We start from the raw sequence: 15,818 nt of genomic DNA on the forward strand, positions 1-15,818 counted from the left end.
CCGAAAAGAACTCATTCCTCGGATCACCTCCCTTCTGTGTACCTCAACCGTACGTCGCGACCCGAGGCCGCTCAACGGGTTAACGCCCGCCATCTGAGGACGTGGTGGGGGCAATTGGGACCTCCCGGCCCCCACCACGTCCTCAGATGCACCGATGTCTGGACCCGGACCGGGTCACCCGATGGGCGCGGACTCGAACTGCGAGCGGTAGAGGCGGGCGTACGCCCCGTCGCCGGCGAGCAGCTCGTCGTGCGAGCCCTGCTCGACGATCGAGCCGTCCTCCATCACCAGGATCAGGTCGGCGTCGCGGATCGTGGAGAGCCGGTGGGCGATCACGAACGAGGTCCGATCGGAGCGGAGCGCGGCCATCGCCTGCTGGAGCAGCAGCTCGGTGCGGGTGTCGACCGAGGAGGTCGCCTCGTCGAGGATCAGCAGCGCCGGGTCGGAGAGGAACGCCCGTGCGATCGTGACCAGCTGGCGCTCGCCCGCCGAGAGGTTCGAGCCGTCCTCGTCGATGAGCGTCTCGTAGCCGTCGGGCAGGGAGTGCACGAACCGGTCCACGAACGTCGCGCGAGCGGCCTCGAGCACCTCGTCGTCGGTGGCGTCGGGGCGGCCGTAGGCGATGTTGTCGCGGATGGTGCCGGCGAAGAGCCAGGTGTCCTGGAGCACCATCCCGATCCGGCTGCGCAGCACACCGCGCGGGATCGAGGTGATGTCGACGCCGTCGATGGTGATCCGCCCGGACTGCGGGTCGTAGAACCGCATGACCAGGTTGACCATCGTGGTCTTGCCGGCGCCGGTCGGGCCGACGATGGCGACGGTGCTCCCCGGCTGTGCGACCAGCGAGAGGTGCTCGATGAGCGGGCGCTCGGGGTCGTAGGAGAAGGACACGTCCTCGAAGCGCACCTCGCCGCGGGCACGCTCGGCCGCGGCCGGCCGGCCCTGCTCGTCGACGGACTCCTCGGGCGCGTCGAGCAGCTCGAAGACGCGCTCGGCCGACGCGACGCCCGACTGGAGCAGGTTGAGCATCGAGGCCACCTGCGTGAGCGGCTGCGTGAACTGCCGGGTGTACTGGATGAACGCCTGCACGTCGCCCAGCGACATCGTGCCGCTGGCCACGCGCAGACCGCCGAGGACGGCGATCACGACGTAGTTGAGGTTCCCGACGAACATCATGATCGGCATGATCAGGCCGCTGACGAACTGCGCGCCGTAGGACGCCTGGTAGAGCTCCTCGTTCTGCTCGGCGAACACCCGCTCGGCCTCGGCCTGGCGGCCGAACACCTTGACGATCGAGTGCCCGGAGAAGGTCTCCTCGATGTGGGCGTTGAGCGTGCCGGTGCGGCGCCACTGCTGGATGAACATGCCCTGCGAGCGCTTCATCACCGCGCCGGTGACGACCATCGTGACCGGCACCGACACCAGCGCGACGAGCGCCAGCAGCGGCGAGATCCAGAACATCATCGCCAGCACGGCCAGCACCGTGAGCAGCGAGTTGAGCATCTGGCTCATCGTCTGCTGGAGCGTCTGGCTGATGTTGTCGATGTCGTTGGTGACGCGGCTGAGCAGCTCGCCGCGCGGCTGCTTGTCGAAGTAGCCCAGCGGCAGCCGGTGCACCTTGTCCTCGACCTCCGAGCGCATCCGCAGCACGGTGCCCTGCACGACGTCGTTGAGGAGGTAGCCGCTGAGCCACGCGAGCAGCGAGGCGGCGACGTAGATCGCGAGCACCAGCAGCAGCACGTCGGCGACCGCGGAGAAGTCGACCCCGTCGGTGAGGTCCATCGAGGCCAGCATGTCGGCCTGGCGGTCCTCCCCGCGGGCGCGCAGCGCCTCGATCGCCTGCTCCTGCGTGGCTCCACCGCCGAGCACCTGCTTGCCGAGCAGGCCGGCGAAGATGAGGTCGGTGGCGCGCCCCAGGATCCGCGGGCCGACGGCCATCGCCACGACGCTGACGAGGGTGAGCGCGACGACGGCGTACGCCTTGTGGCGCTCGGGCCGCAGCCGCGCGAGCAGCCGCTTGAGCGAGGGCCAGAAGGTGTCGGCCTTCTGGCCGATCATCCCGCCGCCCATCGGGCCGCGGCCGGGTCCGCCCGGGCCCGACTGGACCCGCTCGGTCTCCTTGAGCTGGCCGGGCCGGCCGGCCGGGGTCTGCGTGGTGCTCATGCCACCTCCTCGGCGGTCAGCTGGGACTGGACGATCTCGCGGTAGGTGTCGCAGCCGTCGAGCAGCTCGTCGTGGGTGCCGGTGCCGACGACGGCGCCGTCCTCCATCACCACGATCCGGTCGGCGTGGCGGATGGTCGCGACCCGCTGGGCGACGATGACGACGGTCGCGTCACGGGTGACCGGGCGCAGCGCCGCCCGCAGCCGGGCGTCGGTGGTGAGGTCGAGCGCGGAGAACGAGTCGTCGAAGAGGTAGAGGCTCGGGCGCCGCACCACCGCGCGGGCGATCGCCATCCGCTGGCGCTGGCCGCCGCTGAGGCTGCTGCCGCCCTGGGCGACGTCGGAGTCGAGGCCGTCGGGCATCGCCTCGACGAACTCCCTGGCCTGCGCGATCTCGAGCGCCGCCCACATCTCCTCCTCCGTGGCGTCGGGCTTGCCGTAGCGGAGGTTGTCGGCGATGGTCCCGCGGAACAGGAACGCCTTCTGCGGCACCAGCCCGATGTGCGACCAGAGCGTCTCGGGGTCGAGCTCGCGCACGTCGGCGCCGCCCACGCGCACGGCTCCCCCGGTGACGTCGAAGAGGCGGGGGACGAGGTTGACCAGCGTCGACTTGCCGGCGCCGGTCGACCCGACGATCGCGACGGTCTCGCCGGGCGAGGCCCGCAGGTCCACGCCGCGCAGCACCGGCTCCTCGGCGCCGGGGTAGGCGAAGGTGACGCCGTCGAGCTCCAGGGTGAGCCGCTCGGGGAGGGTGGTCACGGGAGCGGCGGGCGGGACCACCGACGAGGCGGTGTCGAGCACCTCGGCGATGCGGTCGGCGCACACCGAGGCGCGCGGCACCATCATCAGCATGAACATCGCCATCATCACCGACATGACGATCTGCATGAGGTAGGAGATGTAGGCCGTCAGGGCGCCCACCTGCATCTGGCCGGCCTCGACCCGGTGGCCGCCGAACCACAGCACGCCGACCGTGGCGACGTTGGCCACGATCATCACCGTCGGGAACATCGCCGACTGCCACCGGCCGGCGCGCACGGCGACCTCGGTCAGCTGCTCGTTGGCGTCGCGGAAGCGGGCGGTCTCGTGCTCCTCGCGGACGAACGCGCGCACCACGCGTACGCCGGTGATCTGCTCGCGCAGCAGCCGGTTGACCTCGTCGATGCGCTCCTGCATCAGCCGAAAGCTCGGCACCATCTGGCGCACGATGAGCCCGATCGACACCGCCAGCACCGGCACCACGGCCAGCACCAGCCAGGACAGCCCGGCGTCCTCGCGGGCGGCCATGATGATGCCGCCGACCATCATGATCGGCGCCGACACCATGAGGGTGCCGCCCATCAGCACCAGCATCTGCACCTGCTGGACGTCGTTGGTCTCGCGGGTGATCAGCGAGGGCGCACCGAACTGCTGCACCTCGCGGGTGGAGAAGGAGCCGACCCGGTGGAAGATCGCGGCGCGCAGGTCGCGGCCGAAGCCCATCGCGTTGCGCGCGGAGAACCAGACGGCGGCAACCGAGCAGACGATCTGGACCAGCGAGACGGCGAGCATCAGGCCGCCGTGGCGCAGGATGTAGCCGGTGTCGCCGGTGACGACGCCCTTGTCGATGATGTCGGCGTTGAGGCTCGGCAGGTAGAGCGCGGCCATCGTGCCGACGAACTGCAGCGCGACGACGGCGGCGAGCGGGGCGGCGTAGGGCCGCAGGTAGGTACGGACGATCCGCAGCAGCATTCAGGAGTCCTGGGTGGTCGGGGGCGTCCGCAGGACGCCGTGGAGCAGGGTGTCGACGATCTCCTCGGCGGTCAGCGGGTGGCCGTCGGAGATGTGGGGGTGGGTGCCGGAAAAGGTCAGCAGCCGCACCATGTGCATCAGCTGGGCCGGGGCCACGCGCAGCGCGTCGCGGTGCGGCTCGGCCATGGTCTCGAGGATGAGCGCGACCTTCGCCCGCTCGGCCTCCATGTGGTGGCGCGCCCGCGGTGGGCCGACCATGCCCATGCGGGTCATCAGGGCGAAGACCCGCTCGAAGCGCTGCTGGAACAGCTCGACGACCTCGAGCAGCATCGCGGGGAGCGGCCGGTCGGTGTCGATCGCCGCGAGCTGGTCGGTGAAGGGCGCCAGGTCGAGCGCGTCGTCGAGCGCCGCGGCGACCAGGTCCTCCTTGGTGTCGAAGACGCGGAAGATCGTGCCCTCCGCGACCCCGGCGGCGTCGGCGATCTGCCGGGTCGTCACGGCGCGCCCGTGCTCGAGGAGCAGCGGGATCGTCACGTCGACCAGCGCCTGGCGCCGGTCCTCGGGCGCCATCGGGCGAGCGCGGGGGGTCACCCGTCGAGGGTAAGTGAGTGAGCGCTCACTCACAAGTCACTTTCGCGAAGCCGAGCTCGCGAAGCCTCGGACGGACAGGGAGGTCGAGGAGGCTCGGCCGGCCTCGGAGCGCAGCCACGGGACCAGCGAGTCGGTCAGGGGGCGAGGCGCTCGGTGGCCCAGCCGTCGCCGTCGCGGCGGTAGACCAGCCGGTCGTGCATGCGCCCGGGCCGGCCCTGCCAGAACTCCACGGCCTCGGGCACCACGCGGTAGCCGCCCCAGTCGGGTGGCACCGGCACCTCGCCGTCGGCGTCCTCGGCGCCGAAGCGCTCCTGCACCGAGGCGTACGACGCCGCGAGGGCCGCGCGCGAGTACACCGGCTGGGACTGGGCCGAGGCCCAGGCGCCGAGCTGCGCGCCGCGGGGGCGGGAGTGGAAGTAGGCCTCGACGCGCTCGGCGTCGAGGCGCACCGCGGTGCCCTCGACGCGGACCTGCCGCTCGAGCGGGTGCCAAGGGAAGAGCAGGGCGCAGCGCGGGTTGGAGGCGAGCTCGCCGCCCTTGCGCGAGGCGTGGTTGGTGAAGAAGACGAACCCGTCCTCCCCCACGCCCTTGAGGAGCACCATCCGGCTCGACGGGACGCAGGTGGGGGTCGCCGTGGCCAGCACCATGGCGTTCGGCTCGTGCACCCCGGCGGCGGCGGCCTGCTCGAACCACCGCTCGAACATCGTCACCGGGTCGGCGGCCAGGTCGGGCAGGTCGAGGCCGCCGCGGCCGTACTCCTCGCGCAGGCTGGTGAGGTCCATGCTCCCGAGGGTAGACGTCGCAGCAGGGTGCACAATGAGCCGTCCCGTGCGGTTCCCGGGACGCCCTCGCCCACGAAGGAGTGGTCCATGACCGAGATCCAGCACGGCCTCGAAGGCGTGGTCGCGTTCGAGACGCAGATCGCCGAGCCGGACAAGGAGGGGTCGGCGCTGCGCTACCGCGGTGTCGACATCGAGGACCTCGTGGGCCGTGTCCCGTTCGAGAACGTCTGGGGCCTGCTGGTCGACGGGTCCTACACCCCGGGCCTGCCGCCGGCCGAGCCGTACAACATCGCCATCCACACCGGCGACGTGCGCGCCGACGTGCAGGCGAGCGTGGCCATGCTCGCCCCGATGCTGGGCATGGGCCAGACCTACGACATCTCCGACGAGCAGGCGCGGCTGGACCTCTCGCGCGTCGCGGTGATGGTGCTCTCCTACGCCGCCCAGTCCGCGCGCGGGCTCGGCAGGCCCGTCGTGACGCAGGCCGAGGTCGACCAGGGCCGCACGCTGGCCGAGCGATTCCTCATCCGCTGGCGCGGCGAGGCCGACCCCAAGCACGCCCACGCGATCGACGCCTACTGGTCGTCGGCGGCCGAGCACGGCATGAACGCCTCCACGTTCACCGCCCGCGTGATCACCTCCACCGGCGCCGACGTGGCCGCCGCGTTCTCCGGCGCCATCGGCGCGATGTCGGGCCCGCTGCACGGCGGCGCCCCGTCGCGGGTGCTCGGCATGATCGAGGAGGTCGAGAAGCGCGGCGACGCCTCGTCCTACGTCAAGGAGCTGCTCGACGGCGGCGAGCGGCTGATGGGCTTCGGCCACCGCGTCTACCGCGCCGAGGACCCGCGCGCCCGCGTGCTGCGGCGCACGGCGAAGGAGCTCGACGCGCCGCGCTACGAGGTCGCCGAGGCCCTCGAGAAGGCCGCGCTCGCCGAGCTGCGCGAGCGCCGCCCCGACCGCGTGCTCGAGACCAACGTGGAGTTCTGGGCCGCGATCGTCCTCGACTTCGCCGAGGTGCCGGCGCACATGTTCACCTCGATGTTCACCTGCGCGCGCACCGGCGGCTGGTCGGCGCACATCCTCGAGCAGAAGCAGACCGGCCGGCTGATCCGGCCGTCCGCGGTCTACGCCGGCCCAAGCACCCGCTCGGCCAGCGAGGTCGAGGGCTGGGACGAGGCCTGGGGCGCCTGAGCCCGGTCTCCAGCCCGGCACCTAACCCGGTATCTAGGGACGTTCTGGTGGGTCGGACAGCCGTTTCACCCACCAGAACGTCCCCAGGTACGGCGGGTGGGTGGCGTCAGAGCGCGCAGCTGGGCGTGCCGCCGGGCAGGCGCGACCTGTTGGCCGCGACCCAGCGGTAGGCCCGGCGTGCCACCGGGTCGACGGGGCGGGTGGTGATCAGCCGACCCACGACGCGCCAGGGCAGGGGTCCGGTGCGGAGGATTGCGGCGACGGCGCGATGCCCGTACTCGACGCGTCCGTCGGGGTGCACGTAGGGCAGCTCGACCTCCGCGCGGGACGGGTCGACGCCGAGCGCCTCGAGGTCGACGGACTGGACGGTGCCGGCGTCGACGTCGACACCGAGCCGCGGCACCAGCGCGCCCGCACGCATGCAGAAGCCGCAGTCACCGTCGTTGAGCATCAGCCCGCGCTCCATGCTGCGAGCCTACGTCGACCGCGGGAGGCGCTCGTCAGCCGACAGGCTGCGCGGCGTACCAGGACGTCAGGCCCTTGGCCCCCTGCCGGGTCAGCGAGACGTGCACGTGGTCGCGGTGGCGCAGGGTCGGCGAGCAGCGGCGCTTGGTGCGGCAGCCGGAGCTGAGGTAGGCCCGGGGCTGGAACTGGTCGTACGACGCGTAGATCCGGTCGTTCCAGATGACGTACATGATGCCCATCCGGCGCGCGAGGGCCGCCGGGGCGCCGGTGTCGTCGGGGGCGAAGGCCTCGTCGAGGAACGCCTCGGCCAGTGCCTTGTCGGCCGGGTCGTCGGCGTCGAGCAGCCAGTCGAAGGCCCGTGACTCCTGGTGCTCGCTGGTCGAGGTGCCGTCGCAGGGCCGGCTGATCGGGCCGTAGCCGCCGCCCCGCGCGACGAGCCAGTCGGCGAGCGCGAGGATGCCTGCCTTCGGCTTCTGGCGGCACTTCGTCTGCGGCTGGTAGGACGCGTAGTCCTCCAGCGGCATCACGTAGGGGGCCGAGCTGGTCACGGTGCGGGCGTTGCGGCTGTCGGCGGCCGAGGCCGGGCCGACGCCGGCTCCGAGGAACGTCACGACCAGCGTCGCGCAGACGAAACCGACCCGACGTGCAGCTGCACCCACCACGCACCACCTTCCCCACGGACCACTCGCGGCGCAGCGAACGTACGTGCCCCTCCCGGGGCCCGTCCGGGGTTCGAGGGAAGTACAGACCTGTAGTTCGCCGGCCCGTTCCGGGTAGTCCACCGGGACGTGGCGTCCCCGGGGCCGCGGAGGCAGCCAGGACCCGGTGGACTACCCGAGGATGCGGCGGGCGAAGCAGCGGCTGAGCGCGGAGTCGCGGTGGTAGCCGAAGCCGGGGACGGGCTCGTAGCCGCTGGAGAGGTAGAGCTCGATGGCCTCCGGCTGCTTGATGCCGGTCTCCAGCACGAGCGCGTGGACGCCCTCTGCCGCAGCCGTCGTCTCGAGGTGGGCGAGCATGCGGCGGGCGATGCCGCGCCGCTGCGCCGCGGGGACCACGTACATCCGCTTCACCTCGGCGGTGGTCTCCGCGCCGAGCGCGTGCACGGGGCTGCGGCGCCACGCCCCGGTCGCGACCGGCACGCCGTCGAGGTAGCCGACGAAGAACCGGCCGAGCGGGTCCTCGAAGTCGCGCGGGTCGATCGGCGAGTCGTCGCGGCCGCCGTAGCGCACGACGTACTCCTCCTGCACGGCCTCGACGAGGAGCTGGGCGTCGGGATGGGTGATCGGCACCCGCTCGATGCGCAGGTCGCCGGCGGGCTCAGGCAAGCGACTGCCCGCAGGAGTCGCAGAACCGTGCCTCGGCATCGTTGCGGGTGCCGCACTGGCGGCAGTAGGGACCGGTGGCCGCGGCCGCCTCCTCGGTCCTGCCGACGCCGGCGACGCCGCGCCCGTCGCTGAGGTAGGTGGCGGAGTCCTTCACGACCGGCATCGTCTCGCCCGCGACGTACGACGCGTGGGCGCGCATCCAGCCCACGCTGGCGGCGGCGAGCCCGAAGACCAGGCAGAAACCTCCAGCAGCGGCGGTGAGGACCGATCCCGGTCCGTCGTCGAACGACGGGTTGTCCATCTCGGAGGCGAACGCCGAGAGCCCTCGCACGAGCATGACCGCACCCGTGACGAGGAGGACCACGGCGAGGACGCGGGCGGCAGTGCGCACCTGCTCCTGACGGGCCAGGCCCGGCCCCTGCTGCTGGTCCATGCTTCGTCCCCCTCGTGGTCGGTGCTGAGACGGGTGCCACAATAGGCGTGCTGACAGCGTCGTCAGGACCAGCCACCGCATCCGTCCGTGATCCCACGTGAGGTTCTCCCATGACCGACGCCCTCAAGATCCCCGCCGAGCTCCTGCCTGCCGACGGCCGCTTCGGCGCGGGCCCGTCCAAGATCCAGACCAGCCACCTCGACGCCCTCGCCGCGACCGGCGACACGCTGATGGGCACCTCCCACCGCCAGGCGCCGGTGAAGAAGACGGTCGGCCGGGTGCGTGAGGGCCTGGCGGCGCTGTTCGACCTGCCCGAGGGCCACGAGGTCGTGCTCGGCAACGGCGGCGCCACCGCGTTCTGGGACGTGGCGTGCTTCGGCCTCATCCGGGAGAAGAGCCAGCACCTGTCGTTCGGCGAGTTCTCCTCCAAGTTCGCCACCTCGGCCAAGAAGGCGCCGTGGCTGGCCGACCCGTCGGTGATCGCCAGCGAGCCCGGCTCGCGCCCCGACGCGGTCGCCGAGGACGGCGTCGACGCCTACGCCTGGGCCCACAACGAGACCTCGACCGCGGTGATGGCACCCGTACGCCGCCCGGCCGGGATCGACGACGACGCCCTGGTCCTGGTCGACGCGACCTCCGGCGCGGGTGGCCTCCCGGTCGACCTGCGCGAGGTCGACGCCTACTACTTCGCCCCGCAGAAGTGCTTCGCCTCCGACGGCGGCCTGTGGGTGTCGATCATGTCGCCGCGTGCCCTGGCCCGGGTGGAGGAGATCGCCGCCACCGACCGCTACGTCCCGCCGTTCTTCGACCTGCCGACCGCGATCGACAACTCCTCGAAGAACCAGACCTACAACACCCCGTCGGTCGCGACGCTCTTCCTGATGGCCGAGCAGCTCGACTGGATGAACGCGCAGGGCGGCCTGGCGGGGATGGTCGAGCGCACGACCGCCTCCTCCGACGCGCTCTACGGCTGGGCGGAGCGCACGGCGTACACCACCCCCTACGTCGCCGAGCCGGCCGACCGCTCCCTGGTGATCGGCACCATCGACTTCGACGACGCGATCGACGCGGCCGCGATCGCTGCGACCCTGCGCGCCAACGGCGTCGTGGACACCGAGCCCTACCGCAAGCTGGGCCGCAACCAGCTCCGGATCGCGATGTACCCCGCGATCGACCCGTCCGACGTGGAGAAGCTCACCTCCGCGATCGACTTCGTCGTCGAGAACGGCTGAGCCGGTCCGGCCCCCGGGCCGGACGGTCAGGACTTGAGCAGCTTGAGCACCGCGCGCTCGAGCGCGGCCTGGCGCGCGTCGTCGGTGTCGTACGACCCACGGACCTTGACCGTCCGGCCGCGCTCGTAGGCCTCCACGACCCGGGGGTCGACGTAGGAGGTCCGGGCGAGCGTCGGGGTGTTGCCGAGGAACGCCGAGACCTCCTTCATCGCCGCCGCCACCGCCCGCTTGCGCGACGCCTTGGTCTGGCCGGGCTCGTCGGACTCCGCGAGCGAGGCCGCGGCGATGACGGTGGCGTGCCAGGTGCGGAAGTCCTTCGCGGTCGCCTCGATGCCGAAGCAGCTGCGGATGTAGCCGTTGACGTCGGAGGACGACAGGTCCTTCCACGTCGTGCCGTCCTTCCAGGCCAGCAGCTCGTCGCCGCCGCCGCGGCGCCGGCGCATCACCTCGAGCGCCTCGACGGCCGCGGGGTCGTCGATGTCGATGCAGTGCTCGACGCCCGACTTGCCCACGAAGCAGAACCGCATGCCTCTGCCGTGGCGCGAGACGTGCTCCTTGAGCATGGTGGTGAGGCCGAAGGAGCCGTTGGTGTCGGTGTAGACGTCGTTGCCGATGCGGAAGTAGCCCAGGTCGAGCAGCCGCACGGCGACCGCGCAGGCCCGCTCCAGCGACATCCCCTCCGAGCCGATGTCGGACAGCACCCGCTCCCGCGCCTTCGACAGGGCCTTGCCGAAGTCGAGGATCCGGTCGAACTTCGCGGCGTCGCGGCTGGTGCGCCACTGCGGGTGGTAGAGGTACTGGCGTCGTCCTGCGTCGTCGGTGCCGACGGCCTGGAGGTGGCCGTTGGGGTGCGGGGTGATCCACACGTCGCGCCAGGCCGGCGGGATCACGAGGTCCTTGCAGCGCTGCACGGCCTCCGCGTCGAGCCGGCCGCCGTCCTGGTCGAGGTAGGTGAACCCCTTGCCCGCACGACGCCTGGTCCAGCCCGGCTGGTCGGGGGAGGTTCGCCGCAGTCGGGGCATGCGGCCGAACCTACTGCTGCCCCGGCCGGGCGGCGGACACCCAGAGGGAGGGGCTCACCCGGCCAGCACGGCCGCGACCTCGTCGTGGGCGGTGCGGCCGAACGCGACGATGCGCGCCTCCTCCACGTCGGTGGCCGTCGCGCGCAGGGTCTCGACCGCCGCGCGGATCGCGTCGTCCCGGGGCCAGCCGTAGACACCCGCGCTGACCAGCGGGAACGCCACCGTCCGGGCGCCGAGCTCGTCGGCGACGGCCAGCGCGCCGGAGTAGCACGAGGTCAGCAGCCCGCGGTCGCGCTCCCCGCGGGTCCAGTTCGGGCCCACGACGTGGATGACCCAGCGTGCTGACATCCGGCCAGCGGTGGTCCAGCCGGCGGAGCCGGTGGCCAGGCCGTCGCGGAACCTGCGCACGCAGTCGGCGAGCACCTCGGGCCCGCCTGCGGCGTGGATGGCACCGTCCACCCCGCCACCCCCGCGCATGCGGCGGCTGGCGGCGTTGACGACCGCGTCGACCTGCTGCGCGGTGATGTCGCCCTCGACGAGGGTCACCCGTGCGGTCACCGCGTGCCGTCCGCGGTGCGCAGCACGCGCCGGGCGACCTCCGCCTGGGCGCCGGTGAGGAGGTGCTCGGGCACCCGGACCACGTCGCCGCCGTCGACGCAGAAGCCGTAGACGAACATGTCGGGCTTCGGCGTGGGGTCGGCGGGGGCGCGCAGGGTGGCGATCCCGGCCTCGTCGACCAGCCCCCGCAGGTCGCCGGCCGCGGGGTCATCGAGGTCGACCTCGGCCGACTGGGTGCGACCGGCGAAGCCGCCGCTGCGCTCGACGCGGAGCGTCCGGGCCGCGGACCCGTCCGGCCCGGGGCGGGAGGCCCCACCAGCGGCCGACGGCTCGACGCCCACCTGCGCCCAGGCCTGCGCCACCGCGTCGGCGTGCTCCCCCGCGGCGGCCACGGTGGCGGCGGCGAACTGCGCGAAGTCGGCCGTCGAGGACACGGCCCCGCCGGTCAGCGCGGCGTACCAGACCTGTCCGGCCCCCTCGACCGAGGTGCCGCCGATGGCGACGGCGGCGAGCTGGAAGGCCTTGTTGGGGATGCCGGAGTTGAGGTGGACGCCTCCGTTGTCGTCGGTGGTGTCGACGTAGTCGTCCATGTGGCCGACCTGCGGGTCGGCCCCGAGCTCCGGGTCGTCGTAGGCGGTGCCGGGTGCCGCCATGTCGCGCAGCGCCCGCGCCTGCACCGAGGGCCGGAAGATCCCCTCGCCGATCAGCCAGTCGCCCGCGGCGGCGTCCTGGCCGAGGACGCGCTGCTTGAGGCAGGAGGCGAAGGCGTCGGCGACCGACTCGTTGAGCGCGCCGGACTGGCCCTCGTAGGCAAGGTCGCAGGTGTGCTCGACGACCGCGTGCCCGAGCTCGTGGGCGAGCACGTCGACCGGCTTGGTGAACCGGTCGAAGACGCGACCGTCACCGTCGCCGAAGACCAGCTGGGTGCCGTCCCAGAAGGCGTTGTCGTAGTCGGCGCCGTAGTGGACGGTGAGGCTCACCGGCGCGCCGGCCCCGTCGAAGGAGTCGCGCCCGAAGCCCTCGGCCCACATCGCCAGCGTGGCCGTGACGCCGTCGGCGGCCTCGTCGACCGCCTCGTCGCCGGTCGCCGGCTGGCCCGCGGACCGGACGGGGGTGCCGGGCAGCCGCGTCGTCGACCCGGCATCGTGCACGGTCCACGCGGCGGTGCCTCCCGCCAGCGCCGGTCGCGCGGACCGGTCGGCCGCGGCACGGGCGGCGCGGAGCTCCCGGTCGACGGGGACCTGGGCGGACGCGACCCGGTCGGCGAGCCAGGGCGGGATGAAGGTGCAGCGCGGCTGGAGGTCCCGAGACGTCGTCATGGGACCTTGTCTACCCTTCGCCGCCGACAGCGGGAAGGGAGGCGCTCAGCAGGGCTTGTAGTCGAAGGTGAAGTTGGTGATGGTGACGACCTGGTCCTGGTCGACGTTCGCGGCGAAGCTCGTGGCGGCGTTGGAGTAGTTGATGGTGAAGGCGGTGATCGGGCCCGGATAGGTCACCGTCACGTTGCCGGCACCGCCGTTGGCGTTGTCTACCGCGACGTTGCCGTTGGTCTGCTTGAGGGGCGAGCCCGCCGAGCCGTCGCCCTGCAACCCGGCCGCCTTGTTGCTGAGCGTGAAGCCCGGGGTGAGCCACACGGAGTCCCAGAAGTCCCCGCTCGTCGAGTCGATGTCGGTCAGCGTGAAGGAGAGGTTGGTCACCGCCCGGGTGAAGGTGAAGGCGTAGTGGCCGAAGGCGTTGAGCGGCGCGTTCGGGGTGTCGACCGTCGGGCGCTGGGCCATGACGAGGCCGGAGACGCCCAGACCGCCGACGGACGTGGCGAGGGTGAAGTTGTCGTTGGTGCCCCCCGCGGCGGTCCCGGCGTCGTTGCGCACGCTCATGCCGTTGTCGTAGGTCGCCCTGGCCGTGAGCACGTTGGAGAGCAGCGGGCCGCTCCCGTCCCGGTCGAAGGTGGCGGTCCACTCGGTCGCCGACACGCGGTTGTAGGTCGTGATGTTCGCGGACGTCACGTTGACGGCCGGGCACGAGGCGGCGTACGCGGGCGCAGCGGTGGCGGCGGCGACGACAGGGACGCTCCAGGCGGCGGCACGGGTCACCGTGCGGCGGGAGGGGCGCTGGTCGGTCGAGGTGGGGTCGTGCTGCATGGCTGCTCCAGGGAACGGGACGCGAGGTGGGGGGTGCGCGTCGTACTACTGAGGGTAAGGAGCCTCGGCCCGCCCGTCCTGCGAACGCGGGCAGAGGGGTGAGACGTCCGCCACCCCTTCGGAGCCCGTGCCGGGCCGGATGGGTCGGTGGCCCACGAAATCCCGATATCCGCCGACCCGCACTAGACTCGGTCGCGCTGCGGCCGTGTCGGCCGCGCCCCCGGCCGCCCAGGCCGCTCGTCTCCGCCCGGAAGGCTCCTGCATGTCCTCGAAGTCCCGCTCCGACCTGCGCAACGTGGCGATCGTCGCCCACGTCGACCACGGCAAGACCACCCTCGTGGACGCCATGCTCCGCCAGGCCGGTGCCTTCACCGCGCACCAGGCCGAGAGCGTCGCCGAGCGCGTCATGGACTCCGGCGACCTCGAGCGCGAGAAGGGCATCACCATCCTCGCGAAGAACACCGCGGTCCACTACGCCGGTCCCGCCGGCGGCGGCGAGCCGATGGTCATCAACATCATCGACACCCCCGGCCACGCCGACTTCGGTGGCGAGGTCGAGCGCGGCCTGTCCATGGTCGACGGCATCGTGCTGCTCGTCGACGCCTCGGAGGGCCCCCTCCCCCAGACCCGCTTCGTGCTCCGCAAGGCGCTCAACGCCGACATGCCGGTGATCCTGGTCGTCAACAAGACCGACCGCAGCGATGCGCGCATCAGCGAGGTCGTCGACGAGTCCTACGAGCTCTTCATGGACCTCCTCGACGACTCCCACAGCCAGGACGCGCTCGACTTCCCCGTCGTCTACGCCTCGGGCAAGGCCGGCATCGCCTCCCTCGAGCAGCCGGAGAACGGCTCCATGCCCGAGGGCACCGACCTCGAGCCGCTCTTCAAGACGATCCTCGAGACCATCCCCGCCCCGCAGTACGACGAGGGCGCGCCGCTGCAGGCGCACGTCACCAACCTCGACTCCTCGCCGTTCCTCGGCCGCCTCGCGCTCCTGCGCATCCACCAGGGCACCCTGAAGAAGGGCCAGACCGTGGCCTGGATGCAGCGCAACGGCGACGTCAAGAACGTCCGCATCACCGAGCTGCTGGTGACCGAGGGCCTCGAGCGCAAGCCGGGCGAGTCCGCCGGCCCCGGTGACATCGTCGCCATCGCCGGCATCCCCGACATCACGATCGGCGAGACCCTCGCCGACGCCGAGAACCCGGTCGCCCTGCCGCTCATCCACGTCGACGAGCCGGCCATCTCGATGACCATCGGCACCAACACCTCGCCGCTCGTCGGCAAGGTCAAGGGCAGCAAGGTCACCGCCCGCCTGGTCAAGGACCGCCTCGACTCCGAGCTCATCGGCAACGTGTCGCTGCGCGTCCTGCCCACCGAGCGCCCGGACGCCTGGGAGGTGCAGGGCCGCGGCGAGCTGGCCCTGGCGATCCTGGTCGAGCAGATGCGGCGCGAGGGCTTCGAGCTCACCGTCGGCAAGCCGCAGGTGGTCACCCGCGAGATCGACGGCAAGGTGCACGAGCCGTTCGAGCGGCTCACCATCGACGCGCCGGAGGAGTACCTCGGCACGATCACCGAGCTCCTCGCGGTCCGCAAGGGCCGCATGGAGGGCATGACCAACCACGGCACCGGCTGGGTCCGGATGGAGTTCGTCGTGCCGGCGCGCGGCCTGATCGGCTTCCGCACCGACTTCCTCACCGAGACCCGCGGAACCGGCATCGCCCACCACATCTCGGAGGGCTACTTCCCGTGGGCCGGCGAGATCCGCTCGCGCAACAACGGCTCGCTGGTCGCCGACCGCGCCGGCGCGGCCACGGCGTACGCCATGACGTCGCTGCAGGAGCGCGGCGTGCTGTTCGTCGAGCCGACCACCGAGGTCTACGAGGGCATGATCGTCGGCGAGAACTCGCGCGCCGACGACATGGACGTCAACATCACCAAGGAGAAGCAGCAGACCAACATCCGGTCCGCCACCTCCGACAACTTCGAGAAGCTGATCCCGCCGAAGAAGCTCTCCCTCGAGCAGTGCCTGGAGTTCTGCCGCGAGGACGAGTGCGTCGAGGTCACGCCCGAGACGGTGCGCATCCGCAAGGTCGTGCTCGACGCCAACGCGCGCGCCAAGACCGCCAGCCGAGCGCGCAAGGCCAACAAGTAGCCCTCGTGCCCGCTCCCGACGACAGCACCG

The 15,818-nt window shown here is 72.0% G+C and carries 15 protein-coding genes; 3 read left to right on the forward strand and 12 right to left on the reverse strand.

From position 1 onward, the window contains the following. Positions 1 to 174 precede the first annotated feature (174 nt). The 4 genes from ACFFJG_RS06880 to pdxH form a co-directional block, all read right to left on the reverse strand. The gene (locus ACFFJG_RS06880; RefSeq protein ID WP_378517857.1) at positions 175 to 2,163 is read right to left on the reverse strand and encodes an ABC transporter ATP-binding protein; all 1,989 of its coding nucleotides are present in this window, start codon (positions 2,161 to 2,163) and stop codon (positions 175 to 177) included. After that, positions 2,160 to 3,893 (reverse strand): ABC transporter ATP-binding protein, encoded by a 1,734-nt coding sequence (locus tag ACFFJG_RS06885; RefSeq protein ID WP_378517858.1) that lies wholly within the window; start codon positions 3,891 to 3,893, stop codon positions 2,160 to 2,162. The genes ACFFJG_RS06880 and ACFFJG_RS06885 overlap by 4 nt, the downstream gene beginning before the upstream one ends. Next, positions 3,894 to 4,484, reverse strand: a complete 591-nt coding sequence (locus ACFFJG_RS06890) for a TetR/AcrR family transcriptional regulator (protein ID WP_378517859.1) — start codon at positions 4,482 to 4,484, stop codon at positions 3,894 to 3,896. 134 nt (positions 4,485 to 4,618) lie between these two features. Then, positions 4,619 to 5,266, reverse strand: a complete 648-nt coding sequence (gene pdxH, locus ACFFJG_RS06895) for a pyridoxamine 5'-phosphate oxidase (protein WP_378517860.1) — start codon at positions 5,264 to 5,266, stop codon at positions 4,619 to 4,621. Between the two features lie 87 nt (positions 5,267 to 5,353). Between pdxH and ACFFJG_RS06900 the strand changes: the two genes are divergently transcribed. Beyond that, positions 5,354 to 6,457, forward strand: a complete 1,104-nt coding sequence (locus tag ACFFJG_RS06900; RefSeq protein WP_378517861.1) for a citrate synthase 2 — start codon at positions 5,354 to 5,356, stop codon at positions 6,455 to 6,457. Positions 6,458 to 6,563: 106 nt separating this feature from the next. Here ACFFJG_RS06900 and ACFFJG_RS06905 read toward each other — a convergent pair whose 3' ends face one another. The 4 genes from ACFFJG_RS06905 to ACFFJG_RS06920 form a co-directional block, all read right to left on the reverse strand. Further along, positions 6,564 to 6,923, reverse strand: a complete 360-nt coding sequence (locus ACFFJG_RS06905) for a thiol-disulfide oxidoreductase DCC family protein (RefSeq protein ID WP_378517862.1) — start codon at positions 6,921 to 6,923, stop codon at positions 6,564 to 6,566. Between the two features lie 34 nt (positions 6,924 to 6,957). Next, positions 6,958 to 7,581, reverse strand: coding sequence for a VldE C-terminal domain-containing protein (locus tag ACFFJG_RS06910; protein WP_378517863.1), 624 nt, complete (start codon positions 7,579 to 7,581; stop codon positions 6,958 to 6,960). A gap of 171 nt (positions 7,582 to 7,752) precedes the next feature. After that, positions 7,753 to 8,247, reverse strand: a complete 495-nt coding sequence (locus tag ACFFJG_RS06915; protein ID WP_378517864.1) for a GNAT family N-acetyltransferase — start codon at positions 8,245 to 8,247, stop codon at positions 7,753 to 7,755. Further along, the gene (locus ACFFJG_RS06920) at positions 8,240 to 8,680 is read right to left on the reverse strand and encodes a zinc-ribbon domain-containing protein (protein ID WP_378517865.1); all 441 of its coding nucleotides are present in this window, start codon (positions 8,678 to 8,680) and stop codon (positions 8,240 to 8,242) included. The genes ACFFJG_RS06915 and ACFFJG_RS06920 overlap by 8 nt, the downstream gene beginning before the upstream one ends. A 110-nt stretch (positions 8,681 to 8,790) precedes the next feature. Here ACFFJG_RS06920 and serC point away from each other — a divergent pair, with 110 nt between their 5' ends. Then, positions 8,791 to 9,912, forward strand: coding sequence for a phosphoserine transaminase (gene serC / locus ACFFJG_RS06925; protein ID WP_378517866.1), 1,122 nt, complete (start codon positions 8,791 to 8,793; stop codon positions 9,910 to 9,912). A 26-nt stretch (positions 9,913 to 9,938) separates the two neighbouring features. On the opposite strand, the gene ACFFJG_RS06930 is transcribed toward serC, so the two are convergent. Genes ACFFJG_RS06930 through ACFFJG_RS06945 form a run of 4 tightly spaced genes read right to left on the reverse strand, consistent with a single transcriptional unit; the run spans position 9,939 to position 13,633 of the window. Then, a complete protein-coding gene (locus ACFFJG_RS06930) occupies positions 9,939 to 10,934 on the reverse strand; it encodes a DNA topoisomerase IB (RefSeq protein ID WP_378517867.1) in 996 nt (331 codons plus the stop codon). A 54-nt stretch (positions 10,935 to 10,988) separates the two neighbouring features. Continuing rightward, positions 10,989 to 11,492, reverse strand: coding sequence for a macro domain-containing protein (locus tag ACFFJG_RS06935; protein ID WP_378517868.1), 504 nt, complete (start codon positions 11,490 to 11,492; stop codon positions 10,989 to 10,991). Continuing rightward, the gene (locus ACFFJG_RS06940; protein WP_378517869.1) at positions 11,489 to 12,811 is read right to left on the reverse strand and encodes a protealysin inhibitor emfourin; all 1,323 of its coding nucleotides are present in this window, start codon (positions 12,809 to 12,811) and stop codon (positions 11,489 to 11,491) included. The genes ACFFJG_RS06935 and ACFFJG_RS06940 overlap by 4 nt, the downstream gene beginning before the upstream one ends. Before the next feature lie 45 nt (positions 12,812 to 12,856). Next, positions 12,857 to 13,633 carry a hypothetical protein gene (locus tag ACFFJG_RS06945; RefSeq protein WP_378517870.1) on the reverse strand — a complete coding sequence of 259 codons (777 nt, stop codon included), beginning with the start codon at positions 13,631 to 13,633 and terminating at the stop codon, positions 12,857 to 12,859. 262 nt (positions 13,634 to 13,895) lie between these two features. On the opposite strand from ACFFJG_RS06945, the gene typA reads away from it, so the two are divergent. Beyond that, on the forward strand, positions 13,896 to 15,788 hold the full coding sequence (gene typA, locus ACFFJG_RS06950; RefSeq protein ID WP_378517871.1) for a translational GTPase TypA: 1,893 nt from the start codon (positions 13,896 to 13,898) through the stop codon (positions 15,786 to 15,788). Positions 15,789 to 15,818 lie beyond the last annotated feature (30 nt).

It is taken from the genome of Nocardioides zeicaulis, from assembly GCF_042432345.1.
Lineage (GTDB): Bacteria > Actinomycetota > Actinomycetes > Propionibacteriales > Nocardioidaceae > Nocardioides > Nocardioides zeicaulis.